Here is a 14,312-nt window from a genome sequence, read left to right on the forward strand (position 1 = left end):
CCTGAGGGTGGTTCGACAGAAATTAAGACGACAAGATGGTATGCCCAGCCGGGCAAAAACTCAATCAGACATGAGGCTAGTACCCTTCCCGCCACTGCTTGGTACTCGCTGGGAAGCTCGGGTTACGCTATGGTGTGACAGGCTGCGCACCCCGCCTTCAGCACGGTCTTTAACGTACAGCTTAAATATACGGTTTTCTGGGCTTATACGGATATAGCAACCCCATGCGACGACTCCCCTACTCTTACGCCCTTGCCAGCTTGCTGGTTCTAGCGCTGGTAATATGGCTTGCCTTTGGCGATTTTCAGCGCTTTCAAACCGACCCACCCGAGAGCAGCAGCGCTGAAAGCGAGGCGCTTCCACGGGTAGAGGTGATGGTTCAGCAAAGCACCCCTTTTGTTCCTCAGCAGGTTATTCAAGGCCAATTAACCGCCCAGCGCGAAACCATTTTACGCGCTAGCGTGGCTGGCTTCGTAGCGGAAAAGCCCATTACCCAGGGGGCGACAGTGGCCCAAGGCGATACCCTGCTGGTGCTGGATAATGAAGCCCTACCCGAGCGCTTGCAGCAAGCAAGGGATGAGCTTGCCGTGGCAGAAGCTGAGTTTTCTGGTGCGCAAAACCTACGCCGCCGGGAGCTTATTTCACAGCCAGAACTGCTGCGCCTACAGAGCGCGTTAAGCGCCAGCGCTGCCCAGGTTGCCCAGTTGGAAAAACAGCTAAACGACACCCGCCCCACCGCCCCATTCGCAGGCGTACTTGACCGGGTACAGGTGGAACTAGGCGACTTGCTGCAGCCTGGCGAAGAGTGGGGTCGCTTAATTGATGACCGCCGTTTAATCGGTACCGCCTGGGTCTCTCAACAGCAAGTAGGCGAGCTAAGTGTTGGCCTACCGGTCTCAGCACGGCTGCTCAACGGTCGTTCGTTAAGCGGTGAAATAACGCATATCAGCAGCCGCGCAGAAGTATCCACTCGAACGTTTTATATCGAAGCCACCCTGGATAATCCTGACAGACAGCGTTTAGCAGGCGGAAGCGCAGAATTCACCATTACCCTGCCACCGCGCCAGGTACACACGCTTTCCCCCGCGCTTTTTAGCCTGAACGAACAGGGCCAGCTCGCCGTTAAGCATGTCGTCGATGACAATCAGGTGGCTCAAACTGCCATTGAACTGGTGAGTGCCGATATTGAGCGCGCGTATGTCACCGGCTTACCCGACCCGCTTACATTAATCACGCTGGGCGCAGGGTTGGTTGCACCAGGCGACGCCGTCACCCCCGTCCGTGCCAGCCGCCAGGAAGGTGGTTATGCGCCAGCTCATTAATGCCGCGCTCACCCACACGCGTACCACGCTGCTACTGCTGGCCGGGTTACTGCTAGCTGGCATCGCCGCCTGGCTAACTATTCCTAAAGAAGCTAACCCCGACGTTACGATCCCGATTATTTACGTTTCGCTTTCACTAGAGGGGGTTAGTCCCGAAGATGGCGAACGGCTTTTAGTTCGCCCCATGGAGCAGGAGCTGAGGGGGATTGAAGGGCTACGCAAATTCACCGCACAGTCCAGCGAAGGCCATGCGGCGGTGACGCTTGAGTTTGATCCTGGCTTTGATCCTGATACGGCCCTTTCTGACGTGCGCGAACGCGTGGACATTGCCCGCAGCAGCCTGCCCACTGAAGCTGAAGAGCCGCGGGTCATGGAAGTGAACGTCTCGGAATTTCCGGTGCTGACTATTGGCCTTTCCGGCCAGCTGGATACCCGGGAACGTATGATGATTGCCCGACGCCTGAAAGAGGAGATTGAGGGCATCGCCAATGTGTTGGAGGTCGATATTGCCGGTGAGCGGGAAGACCTGCTGGAGATCGTCGTCGATCCGTTGGTGCTAGAAAGCTACGGCATTGATTTTGATACGCTGTTTAATCAGGTATCGCGTAACAACCGGTTAGTAGCGGCGGGCAGCCTAGACACCGGCGCCGGACGTTTAGCGCTGAAGGTACCGGGCATTATCGAATCCCTTGAGGATGTGATGCAGATGCCGGTGAAAGTTGAGGGCGACCAAGTGGTCACCTTCGGTGACGTGGCCTGGATTCATCCCACCTATAAAGAGCCCCAAGGCTTTGCCCGTATTGATGGCGAACCTGCCGTGGTGTTGGAAATCTCCAAGCGGGCCGGTGCCAATATTATCGCCACGATCGAGGCTGTGCGAGAGCGCTTTGCCCAGGCAGGCGACTTACTCCCCGAACAGTTAAACGTTACCACCATTTTAGATGAGTCCGTCACGGTGCAGAACATGCTCTCCGAGCTGTTAAATAACGTGCTTACCGCCGTGGTACTGGTGCTGATTGTAGTCGTCGCGGTGATGGGCTGGCGCATGGCGCTGCTGGTGGGCTTGACCATACCCGGCGCCTTTTTAACCGGCATACTGCTGGTATGGGCGTTTGGCTTTACGCTCAATATCGTGGTGCTGTTCGCGTTGATCTTAGTCGCCGGCATGCTGGTGGATGGCGCCATTGTGGTCAGTGAGCTGGCCGACCGTCACTTAAATGACGGCCAATCGCCCCATCAAGCGTGGCTGAATGCAGCGTCACGCATGAGCTGGCCGGTGATTGCCTCCACAGCCACAACGCTGGCAGTGTTTGTGCCGCTGCTGTTTTGGCCAGGAATGGTGGGGCAGTTTATGAAGTACCTGCCCGCTACGGTCATTTTATGCTTGCTGGCCTCCCTGGCCATGGCGCTGATATTTCTCCCCACACTTGGGCGGCTGGTGACCCGCCCTGCCAAATCAGTTTCTGATGAGCCCTCATCTAGCGGAGAAGCCGCCAACAGAGCAAGCTCCACCCCCGAAAGCACCGCCCTTGGGCGCCACTACCGCAGCCTGTTAGCACGGCTGTTGCAACACCCTAGCTGGGTGTTACTGTTCGCCCTATTGCTGATTGCCCTGCTCTACACCGGCTATGCTCGCTTTAATCACGGGGTGGATTTCTTTCCTAACGTTGAGCCCGACAGCGCCCAGGTATTGGTGCGCGCGCGGGGAGACTTTTCAGCCCTGGAAACCGATGCCATCCTCCAGCGCGTTGAACACCGCCTCGGCGACATGAGCGAAGTGGAAGCCCTCTATGCTCGCTCGTTTGCAGTACCTGACCAACAAATGGGCAACGACGTGGTGGGCGTACTGCAGTTTCAGTTTGTGGACTGGTACCAGCGCCGCCCTGCGCAGGCAATTTTAGATGATATGGCCGAACGCACGCGTGATATCCCTGGCATTACCCTGGAGTTCCAGGAGCAGGAGATGGGCCCTGGCGGCGGCAAACCCATTGTGCTGGAAATAAGCGCTACCGACCCAGCCATTGCCGATGCGGGGGTTAATCAAATCGTTAGTCTTATGCGTGAGCTGGGCGGCTTTACTGACATTCAAGACAACCGCAGCCTACCGGGGGTGGAGTGGCAGGTTAATGTGAACCGTGAGGCAGCCGCTCGCATGGGCACCGACATTACCACCATCGGCAGCGCGGTTCAGCTGCTGACCACGGGTCTTCAGGTAGCCAGCTACCGCCCGCCTACGGTGAGCGATGAAGTGGATATTCGCGTGCGCCTGCCCGAATCCTGGCGATCGCTCGACCATCTTGAGCGTTTAACCATCAACACCCAGCGCGGCCAAGTGCCTATTTCCCACTTTGTAACGCTCACCCCCGCACCCAAAGTTGGCACACTGAACCGCATTGACGGCCGGAGAGCCATCACCCTTGAGGCGGATTTAGCCCCAGGCTACCTAGCGGACGAGCGCCTGCGGGCACTGCTGAGCGCAGGCGAAGGCCAACTGCCCGAAGGCTTGATGGTGAACGTGGCAGGCGAGCAAGAAGACCAGCAAGAAGCCATGCAGTTTTTGATTAGCGCCTTTTTAATTGCCATTGGCCTTATGGCGCTGATCTTAGTCACCCAGTTCAATAGCTATTACCAAGCGGCACTGGTGCTCTCAGCGATTGTCTTCTCAACCGCTGGCGTTCTGATGGGTTTACTGATTACCGGTCAAGCCTTTGGCATAGTCATGGTAGGCATGGGCGTTATTGCCCTGGCGGGCATTGTGGTGAACAACAACATCGTATTGATTGATACTTACAATGAGCTGCGCGGTAATGGCATGCCCCCTGCAGAAGCAGCGCTAGAAGCAGGCTGTTTACGCCTGCGACCAGTGTTGCTAACCGCGATTACCACGGTGCTGGGGCTGATGCCCATGGTGCTGGGCATCAACGTGAATCTGTTTGCGCCAGCACTGGGCTTTAACGCCCCTTCCGCCCAGTGGTGGACCCAGATGTCCAGCGCCATCGCCGGCGGTTTGACCTTCGCCACCGGGCTTACGCTGCTACTCACGCCCTGCATGCTGGTGATTGGCGGAAAATTCCGGCGTTAGCCGACAAGCGGCGTACTTGAACTCCGGTATTTTGCCGTAGGGGTCCAGCGCTGGGTTAGTCAGCAGATTGGCGGCGGCCTCCGCGTAGGCAAACGGCACAAACACCATGCCATCGGGGATTTTGTCATCCACCCGCGCCGACAGTGTGATCGTTCCTCTTCGCGTAGTGATGGTGAGCTTCTCGCCCGGCACGACGCCTAAACGGTGCAGCTCCCCCGGCGATAGGCTGGCCACCGCTTCTGGCTCTAGTGCGTCGAGCACCTGGGCGCGCCGCGTCATAGAGCCTGTATGCCAATGCTCTAGCTGGCGGCCAGTGGTCAGCACCGTGGGGTAGTCAGCATCTACCGGCTCATCCGGTGGCAGCGGGCGCGTGGGGGAGAATTTGGCCAACCCACCCGCGCGGGGAAAGGCATGGCTGAATACCACATCCTGGCCTGGGGCATCCTCCGCTGGGCAGGGGTAGGTCACGGAGTTTTCCCGCGCTAAACGCTCCCAACTAATGTGGTTGAGCGAGTGCATGCCCTGCTGCATTTCGGCAAACACTTCTTGGGGGTGCTGATAGCGCCAGCCGAGCCCACAGCGGTTGGCCATTTCTTGAATAATCCACCAGTCAGGCTTGGCCTGCCCAGGCAGCGGTAAGGCAGCACGCCCAAGCTGAACTTGGCGGTTAGTGTTGGTCACGGTGCCGTCTTTCTCGGGCCACGCGGAAGCAGGCAAAATCACATCGGCGAACTGGGCGGTTTCCGTCACAAACAGGTCCTGAACCACTAAGTGCTCAAGCTTGCCCAGCGCGGCACGGGCGTGGGTGAGATCAGGATCAGACATCGCCGGATTTTCACCCAAAATGTACATACCGCGCACGTCGCCTGTGTGGATCGCATTCATCACTTCCACCACCGTCAGCCCTGGCTCATCGCTTAACGGCGTACTCCATAGCTCTTCAAACGCGGCGCGCAGTTGGCTATCGCCTACCGGCTGGTAATCCGGCAGCACCATGGGAATCAGCCCCGCATCCGAGGCTCCCTGCACGTTATTCTGGCCGCGCAGGGGGTGCAGGCCTGTGCCAGGGCGGCCGGTATGGCCACAGGCCAGCGCTAATGAAATCAGGCAGCGGGCGTTATCAGTGCCGTGGGTATGCTGGGAAATACCCATACCCCAGAAAATCATCGCTTTCTCAGCCTTGGCATAGCGCCGCGCCACCTCACGAATGGTATCGGGGGCGACGCCGCAAAGCGGGCTCATGGCTTCTGGCGTGCTGTGAGCCGCGCTCTGTTTGAGCGCTTCAAAGCCTTCGGTGTGGGCATCGATGTAGGCTTGGTTATACAGGTCTTCAGCAATAATCACGTGAAGCAGCGCGTTGAATAGCGAAACGTCTGCTCCCGGTGTAAAGCGCACGCTCATACTGGCGTAAGCATCCAACGCCTGACCGCGCGGGTCGAGAATAATGATCTCGGTGCCCTGCTTGGCTGCCTGCTTGAAGAACGTCGCCGCCACGGGGTGATTCACCGCCGGGTTGCAGCCTGTAAGAATCACCACATCGGCTTCTAGCGCCTGCATAAACGAAGCGGTCACCGCGCCAGAACCCAAACACTCCATTAGCGCCGCGACGGAGCTGGCGTGGCAAAGCCGCGTGCAGTGGTCCACGTTATTGCTGCCAAAGCCGGTGCGCACCAGCTTCTGGAACAGCCACGCCTCTTCGTTCGAGCATTTGGCGCTACCAAAGCCCGCCAGCGCTTTGGGGCCTTGGGCCTGTTTAATCGCCATCAGGCCGCCCGCCGCGATCTCCAGCGCCTCGTCCCAGCTTGCCTCACGGAAATGGCTGAAGGGGTTGGCAGGGTCAAAACGAGCGTCGAGCGTCTTGGGAATACCGGGCAGGCGTACCAGCGGCGTGCTCAGCCGTGCAGGATGGCTGACGTAATCAAATCCAAAGCGCCCTTTAACACACAGGCGGTTCTGGTTTGCCGGGCCGTTTCGCCCTTCCACGTGGGCCAGAGTATCGTTGTTAATGTGGTAAGTGAGCTGGCAGCCCACCCCACAGTAGGGGCATACAGAATCCACCTGCCGCTGGCTTTGAGAATCGCCCTGGCCTTCTGCATTCACCACGGTGGCGGGCATTAACGCCCCCGTAGGGCAGGCCTGGACACACTCGCCGCAGCCGACACAGGTGCTATCCCCCATGGGGTCAGCAAAATCAAATACCACGGTAGCAGCAGCGCCCCGCTGCGCGAGGCCAATCACATCGTTGCTCTGCACCTCGCGGCAGGCGCGCACGCACAGGTTGCAGGTAATGCAGGCATCCAGATTAACGTGCATCGCTGGGTGGCTGGTGTCCGGCTGGCGAATCGTGGGCGCTGCTGCCGCATGGCTAACAGGTACTTCACGCCGTGGCGGTAGCCACGCTTTTACCACCGCTTCATCTACCGCCAACTGCTCGGCGATTGCCCAGAAGTGGCTGGAGCGGTCAGGGCTTTGGCCGCGGCTAGGCTGGTCGGCCATCAGCAGTTCCAGCACGGTTTCACGGGCCTGCACAGCACGGGTTGAGCTTGCGCTGCGCACGACCATGCCGGGCTTGGCCTCACGGATGCAGCTTGCCGCCAGCACACGCTCACCTTCGATTTCCACCATACAGGCGCGGCAGTTGCCATCCGCGCGGTAGCCGGGGGCGTCTTTGAAACAGAGATGGGGAATGGTCTCCCCGGCGCGTTTGGCTACCTGCCAAAGGGTTTCGCCGGGGTAAGCGGTCACCTCTTGGTGATCTAGAGAGAGGGTGAATGAACGCGTCATAACGCTCCCCCTTCAGCGGCATCGCTGACAATAATCTGCTGCTGGGCAAGCGCCGGGCGAAAATCCTTGAGCAGCCCTAGAACCGGGTTGGGTGCCGCCTGCCCCAGCCCGCAAATCGACGCATCCTGCATCACCTGCGCCAGCCGGGTCAGCGCCTGTACATTCCAGGTGGGTTGCTCTATTAGAGTGAGCATTTTCTCAGTGCCCACCCGGCAAGGCGTACACTGCCCGCAGGATTCATCGGCAAAAAAGGCCAGCAAATTGGTGGCCACCGCCTGAAGGCTATCGTGATCAGAGAGCACCACAATCGCCGCTGACCCAATAAAGCAGCCGTGGGCCTGTAGCGTATCAAAGTCCAACGGCACATCCGCTTTACTGGCAGGTAGAATCCCTCCCGACGCGCCGCCGGGAAGATAGGCCGCTAGTGTGTGCCCCGCCGCCATACCACCGCAATACTCATCTATCAGCTCGCGCAGGGTGATACCGGCCGGTGCCACATGCACACCGGGATTTTGTACACGCCCAGATACCGAAAAGCTGCGTAGGCCGTGCCTGCCGTTGCGCCCCTGCTGGGCGAACCATGCGCCGCCTTTTTGCCAAATGGGCACGATCCAGTACACCGTTTCCACGTTATTCACCAGCGTTGGGCGGCCAAACAGCCCTTGCTGAGCCACATAGGGCGGGCGATGACGCGGCTTACCGGGCTTGCCCTCAAGAGACTCAATCAGCGCCGACTCTTCACCACAAATATAGGCCCCCGCCCCTCGGCGCATCACGATAAATCCAGGGGAGACGATTCCCACGGCCTCCAGCTCTGCGATGGCCTCGTGGAGCACCCGGTGCAGGCCCGGGTATTCATCGCGCAGATAGATATAAAGCGCCTTGGCTTCGATGGCCCAGGCACTGACTAGCGCGCCTTCCAGAAACTGGTGCGGGGCACGCTCTAAGTAGTAGCGATCTTTAAAGGTGCCGGGTTCACCTTCGTCAGCGTTGATGACGCAGTAGCGTGGCCCGGCCTCTTGGCGCACCGCTTGCCACTTTTTAAAGGTAGGAAAACCGGCCCCACCCAGCCCCCGAAGCCCTGAGGTTTCGAGTGCCTGCAGCAAGGCTTCTACACTGACCTCACCACCGCGTGCACTGGCCAACAGCCGGTAGCCCCCTGCCTGCTGATACGCGGCCAATCGCTGCCAAATAATCGCTTCAGGATGAAAGTGCCCGGTATCCACCACCGCCTCGACCCCATTGGCCGTGGCGTATAACACATGGTGGTGGCCCACTTCTGCCACGGGCGCCGTGTCGCAACGGCCCATGCAGGGGGCACGCACTACGCGCACACTCTCAGGGTCTACCCTAGCGGCAAGTGCTTCGTGTAACGCCTGGGCGCCTGCCAATTGGCAAGAGAGCGAATCACATACCCGAATAGTGGTATCCGGTGGCGGCACTTGATGATCGTGTACCACATCAAAATGGGCATAGAAGGTGGCGGTTTCATAAACGGCGGCCATGGGCAGGTTCATATACGCCGCCAGCGCACGCAGCTCGACCATCGATAAGTGGCCATGGGCCTCTTGAATAACGTGCAGATGCTCTATGAGGTGATCACGCTGTTTCAATCGTTCATTAAGGCGTTCATCACCTAATAAGCCACGCAGTGCTACCAGCGCGACAGGGGCCACATCGCGCCCTTTCGGGTAACCACGACGGCGGCGATGCGGAGAGTGAGAATGAGAATGAGACGTCATGGCACGCTATCCAAAGGCTATTTAAAAAGACCATCCGCAAAAATTGCTAGCCCATCAAAGGATTACTATCCAAGTCGCATAATGCAGCTAGGTTTTACACGAAAATGTATAAACCGACATTTTTCATCACAGCTGTCTGCAACATGCAGGCACCTGACGGGTCGTAGTAGTACTCAACAGCGTTTTAAAAGCATAGAGCTTAACCCACGTTAGTGAAACCACGGCACTACACTGATGCAATTCGCCGCGCTGCCGAACGGCTCTCTCACGGGAATGTGACTGGCAACGTTCGTAGGTAATCTCTATTATCTGCCATCTTTTTAATAGGATAAGTTAGGAGCGTGACATGGATAAACGAGCACCCTGGATAATCACGCTCTTATTAGTAACCGCACTAAACGCTACACAGGCGTTTGGCGAAAATTCTTTCAAAATCATTACTTCATTTAGTGTAATTGAAGACTTGGTTCAGCGGGTGGCGGGCAGCGATATCACTATTACCAACCTTATTCCGCCGGAGGAAGATGTTCACCGCTGGGAGCTGACGCCCCCCAATGTGCTAGCCATTGAAGAAGCAGACATTATTTTTTACAACGGTTTTGGCTTAGAGCCATGGATGCGCCATGTAGAAGCGATGGCCCACGACAGCCTAACCCTAACCGCCATTGCCGAAAACGCTGACTTCGCCCCGCTGCCTATTTCAGTAGGGCAGTTTAAAGGGAGCACAGACCCCCATATGTGGATGGATCCCAAAGGGGCAGCTGCTTACATCGACGTGATTGCACACACTCTAAGCGAGCACTACCCCGAAAAAACCGATGCATTCAACACCCGGGCCAAAGAAGCGCATGAGGCGCTAGCACAGCTAGACCAGCAGCTGTTAGAGCGCTTGCAAGGCATACCCCAAACCAATCGCCAACTGGTAACCAGTGAGGCGGGCATGCATTATTTTGCGCGTGCTTATGAGTTTGAGTACGACGCTATTTGGGGAGTCAATCATGAAACATTCGGCAGCGCTCAGGCGATGGCGGCCATAAGTCTACGTTTGGCAGAAAAACGCCCTCAGGCGCTGTTTTATGAAAGCACGGTGCCGTGTATCCATATGGACGCCCTTGCCCGAGAGGTGAACGTAAGCCTTGAAGGCCCGCTTTATGTGGACACGCTGGGGGCAAGCGACAGCCCTGCCTACAACTACCCTGCCATGCTGCGCCATAACGTGGAACAGCTCCACGAAGGTTTAGGCGGAGCGCGATCAGAGTAGCCATCACCCCTCTTCATAGTGAACACGTAACAGCGAGCGCGCGGATTATTCGGTTAGCGCCAGCAACGAGCCAATTAATAGATCGGGCTGGCTCCGTTCTATTGGCTCACCATGGTTATAGCCGTATGGCAACGCCACCGTGGTGAAGCCCGCGGCTTTTCCTGCGGCTATGTCGTGGCGGGAGTCTCCCACCATCACGCTGGCTGAAGGCGGAATATCTAACGTTTGAGCAGCGTGTAGTAACGGTAGCGGGCTAGGCTTTTTCTCGGCCAACGAGTCGCCGCCCAAGCAGAGAGTGAACAGTGGTAGCAGTTCAAAGTGACTTAAGATTGGCGTAATAAAACGCTCAGGCTTGTTAGTAATTAACACCAGCTTATAGCCTTGCTGGTGCAAGGCATTTAGCGTTGGCTGCACGCCTGGATACAGCTGCGTAAGCGCATTGGGTGCAGCGCTATAGTGACGCATAAACGCGTCATACGCAGTGGCCTGTAAGACTTGCGCCGGGGCCTGCTCAATCGCCCAGGTTAGCGCTCGCTCTACCAGCATCGGCGCGCCATTACCCACCCAGTCGCGCACGAGTTCTTCACTAGGGGCCGTCAGACCTACCTCGGTCAGCGCGCTTTGTACGGCTACCGTCAAATCCGGCACTGAGTCAATCAACGTGCCATCTAAATCAAAGGCGATTAACCGTTTATCCTGCAAAATGGTGTGCACGCTGCTGCTCTCCTGTTAGGCCTAATGAGGTGCTACTGACTGACCTCTATTCTCATTACTTTTATTATCTTACCCGTTTAGTACGTCGTCAGGCAGGCTAGAAGGTTCTATGCTGTGGCTATAGTTGGCAAGGAGAGCAGAATGGCTATACCACGAATTGTGATCGTTGGTGGTGGTGCAGGCGGGTTAGCCCTCGCCACACGCCTGGGTAAAACACTCGGTAAAAAACAGCGCGCGGAGATTATCCTGCTAGACCGCAACGCGACCCATGTATGGAAACCACTGCTGCATGAGCTGGCAACCGGCGCGCTTAACTCCAGTATGGATGAAGTCGATTACCGCGGGCACTCGAGTGCCCACCACTACCGCTATCAGCGCGGCTCGCTGGAAGGCGTCGATCGCGAGAAAAAAGTCATTCAACTTTCCCCCATTTTGGATGAGGATGGCGATGAAGTACTGCCCGCCCGTGAGCTTACCTACGATTATCTTGTGTTAGCGCTCGGCAGTGTTTCAAACGATTTTGGCACTGAAGGTGTTGCAGAGCACTGCCACTTTATAGATTCGCCTCAGCAAGCTAAGGCGTTTCAGCACCACATGATTAACACCTTTTTACGCTATACCGACCCAACACTGCGCCAGCATACTCAACTCACTATTGGCATTGTGGGAGGCGGCGCTACCGGCGTAGAGCTTTCTGCAGAACTTTTGGATGCCTCACGCCTGCTTAATGCCTATGGCGTTACCGCGCTGGATCACCAGAACATCAGCGTGCACTTGATTGAAGCCGCTCCGCGTTTATTGCCCGCCCTTTCTGAGCGCATTGGTCATACCGTTCAGCAAGAGTTAAAGAGCATGGGTGTACAGGTGCATGTCGACACGGCGATTCAGCAGGCACAGGCATATCAGTTAATCACTGGCGATGGGCATGTCATCGAAACCGATTTAAACGTATGGGCAGCGGGGATTAAAGCACCGCCCTTTTTGGCTGAGCTCGGCCTAACCAGCAACAAGAAAAACCAGATTAACGTACACCAAACGCTGCAGAGCGTTGATGACCCGCATATTTTTGCCATGGGCGATTGCGCCAGCTGCCCTCAAGGGAAGGACAGCACCGTTCCCCCTCGCGCCCAGGCCGCCCACCAGCAAGCCAAGCTGCTGGCTAAAAATTTAGTGAATGCGCTGGAAGGCAAGCCCTTAAAAGACTTCGTATACCGCGACCATGGCTCGCTGGTATCGCTGGCTCGCTACGACGCCGTGGGCAACTTAATGCGCAGTTCTGCCTCGAGGGGGCTGTTTTTAGAGGGCTGGCTGGCACGCCAAGCCTATGCGTCGCTCTACCGCATGCACCAGCTCTCTATTCATGGCGCACCTAAAACGGGGCTGGCCTGGCTAGTGGATAAATTAAACCGCTACCTGAAACCACGCATGAAGCTGCATTAAAGCGCGGCCTTAGCCCGGAACCTTCGCCAGTTCATTACGCAGTTGCTGAATAACGCTGTTGTAACCGTGGGGGTCATTTGCTTGATGAGCACTAAAAATCGCTGAGCCAGCCACAAACGTGTCAGCACCGGCGGCGGCGATGTCGGCAATGTTATCCACTTTTACGCCGCCATCGATTTCTAAACGAATCGGGCGGCCAGACGCATCAATACGCGCCCGCGCTTCACGCAGCTTATCCAGAGTACCAGGAATAAACGACTGCCCTCCGAAGCCTGGGTTGACGCTCATCAGCAGCACCATATCGATTTTGTCCATCACGTAATCAAGATACGAAAGCGGCGTCGCCGGATTAAACACCAGTCCCGCTTTGCAGCCACTATCGCGAATCAGCTGTAGCGAGCGATCCACATGCTCAGAGGCTTCTGGATGGAAAGTTATATAGCTCGCTCCAGCCTCACTGAAATCGCCAATCATACGGTCCACTGGTTTCACCATGAGATGCACATCTATAGGTGCCGTCACACCATGCTGACGAAGCGCTTTGCATACCATCGGCCCAATCGTCAGATTCGGTACATAGTGATTATCCATGACATCGAAATGGACAATATCAGCCCCAGAGGCCAACACGTTATCGACCTCTTCACCGAGTCGCGCGAAATTAGCGGAAAGAATCGAAGGGGCAATTAGGAAGTTCTGCTCTGCGCTCATAGTTAGTGCATTCCTAGGTTAACAGGGTAAACGGAAGGCGCACATCTTATCAGAGCGGCCCACGAAGCCCCATCTTGCTGAGCGTCACGCTAAGCGAATGCACACACTCATATGCTTAAAAAGAATATAAAACACAATTGTAATTCCACAATCACAGGTATAACCTTAGTGCCATCGCGACATGATCGCCACTGAATCTAAGGAGCCTTCTATGCCTTCACCTACTTTTTCACGCCCTCTTTTCCGCCGCAGCCTACTCTCAATTGCACTGGGCGCGACGGTGGCTAGCGCCGCTATATCCGGCACCGCAGCTGCCCAAGAGCGCGAGCTACTGAACTCTTCCTACGATATCGCTCGTGAGCTTTTCAGCGCTGTCAATCCGGAGTTTCAAGCCTGGTGGCAAGAAGAGCACGGCGAAGAGATCGCCATTAGCCAATCCCACGGCGGTTCCTCTGCTCAGGCCCGGGCCATCATGCAGGGGCTACGTGCCGACGTGGTAACGTTTAACCAGGTCACTGATGTTCAGGTACTGGCCGATGCAGGCTTAGTGGCTGAAGACTGGCAGGACGCGTTCGACAACAATGCATCCCCCTACTATTCCACTACTGCATTTTTGGTGCGTAAAGATAATCCCAAAGGTATCGAAAGCTGGGATGATCTCGCCCAGGAAGACGTTCAAATTGTTTTCCCCAACCCTAAAACATCAGGCAACGGGCGCTATACCTACCTAGCCGCCTGGGGCTTTGCCGAGAACGAATTCGACGGTGATGAAGAGCAGATCCAAGACTTCATGCGCACCTTTCTGCGCAACGTCGCCGTATTCGACACGGGCGGTCGCGGTGCCACCACTAGCTTTATCGAGCGTGGCATCGGCGATGTGCTGATCAGCTTTGAGTCGGAAGTGAACAACATCCGCAGCGAATATGGCAGCGATGATTACGAAGTCATCGTGCCGCCCGTGAGCATCCTGGCCGAATTCCCAGTCGCCGTAGTTGGGCCTAACGCAGAGCGCAACGGCAATAGCGACTTGGCTCAAGCGTATCTTGAGTACTTGTACAGTGAAGATGCCCAGCGCCAGTTGGCAGGCTTTAACTACCGGGTTCACAACGAAACAGTCGTTGCCGAATTTGCCGATCAATTCCCCGACACCGAGCTGTTTGAAGTTGAAAATGTGTTTGGCAGCTGGGAAGAAGCAATGGAGACCCATTTCGAAGGCGGTGCTCTGCTTGATCAACTCCAACGTCGTTAACGGTAAC

General features: G+C 56.6%; 9 protein-coding genes. 5 read left to right on the forward strand and 4 right to left on the reverse strand.

What is annotated here, in order from left to right; genetic code table 11:
• Window positions 1-224: 224 nt before the first annotated feature.
• Both LOS15_RS09080 and LOS15_RS09085 read left to right on the forward strand, forming a co-directional pair.
• Window positions 225-1,322, forward strand: coding sequence for an efflux RND transporter periplasmic adaptor subunit (locus LOS15_RS09080; RefSeq protein ID WP_263065391.1), 1,098 nt, complete (start codon window positions 225-227; stop codon window positions 1,320-1,322).
• Window positions 1,306-4,404, forward strand: a complete 3,099-nt coding sequence (locus tag LOS15_RS09085; protein ID WP_263065393.1) for an efflux RND transporter permease subunit — start codon at window positions 1,306-1,308, stop codon at window positions 4,402-4,404. Before LOS15_RS09080 ends, LOS15_RS09085 begins: the two co-directional genes overlap by 17 nt.
• On the opposite strand, the gene fdhF is transcribed toward LOS15_RS09085, so the two are convergent.
• Window positions 4,357-7,188, reverse strand: coding sequence for a formate dehydrogenase subunit alpha (fdhF, locus tag LOS15_RS09090; protein WP_263065395.1), 2,832 nt, complete (start codon window positions 7,186-7,188; stop codon window positions 4,357-4,359). The genes LOS15_RS09085 and fdhF overlap by 48 nt on opposite strands.
• A complete protein-coding gene (locus LOS15_RS09095; protein WP_263065397.1) occupies window positions 7,185-8,930 on the reverse strand; it encodes an NAD(P)H-dependent oxidoreductase subunit E in 1,746 nt (581 codons plus the stop codon). The genes fdhF and LOS15_RS09095 overlap by 4 nt, the downstream gene beginning before the upstream one ends.
• 346 nt (window positions 8,931-9,276) lie before the next feature.
• Here LOS15_RS09095 and LOS15_RS09100 point away from each other — a divergent pair, with 346 nt between their 5' ends.
• Entirely contained in the window at window positions 9,277-10,191 is a 915-nt protein-coding gene (locus LOS15_RS09100) for a metal ABC transporter solute-binding protein, Zn/Mn family (RefSeq protein WP_263065398.1), read from the forward strand.
• A 45-nt stretch (window positions 10,192-10,236) separates the two neighbouring features.
• Here LOS15_RS09100 and LOS15_RS09105 read toward each other — a convergent pair whose 3' ends face one another.
• Window positions 10,237-10,905: a phosphoglycolate phosphatase gene (locus LOS15_RS09105; protein WP_263065399.1), complete on the reverse strand. Its 669-nt coding sequence runs from the start codon at window positions 10,903-10,905 to the stop codon at window positions 10,237-10,239.
• Window positions 10,906-11,046: 141 nt separating this feature from the next.
• Here LOS15_RS09105 and LOS15_RS09110 point away from each other — a divergent pair, with 141 nt between their 5' ends.
• Window positions 11,047-12,345 carry an NAD(P)/FAD-dependent oxidoreductase gene (locus LOS15_RS09110; RefSeq protein WP_263065400.1) on the forward strand — a complete coding sequence of 433 codons (1,299 nt, stop codon included), beginning with the start codon at window positions 11,047-11,049 and terminating at the stop codon, window positions 12,343-12,345.
• Window positions 12,346-12,354: 9 nt separating this feature from the next.
• Here the strand turns inward: LOS15_RS09110 and rpe are convergent, their stop codons facing one another.
• Complete coding sequence (rpe, locus tag LOS15_RS09115; protein ID WP_263065401.1) at window positions 12,355-13,056, reverse strand: ribulose-phosphate 3-epimerase; 702 nt, start codon at window positions 13,054-13,056, stop codon at window positions 12,355-12,357.
• Between the two features lie 211 nt (window positions 13,057-13,267).
• On the opposite strand from rpe, the gene cysP reads away from it, so the two are divergent.
• Window positions 13,268-14,305 (forward strand): thiosulfate ABC transporter substrate-binding protein CysP, encoded by a 1,038-nt coding sequence (gene cysP, locus LOS15_RS09120; RefSeq protein ID WP_263065403.1) that lies wholly within the window; start codon window positions 13,268-13,270, stop codon window positions 14,303-14,305.
• The last annotated feature ends 7 nt before the right edge of the window (window positions 14,306-14,312 follow it).

It is taken from the genome of Halomonas sp. 7T, assembly GCF_025643255.1.
Lineage (GTDB): Bacteria > Pseudomonadota > Gammaproteobacteria > Pseudomonadales > Halomonadaceae > Vreelandella.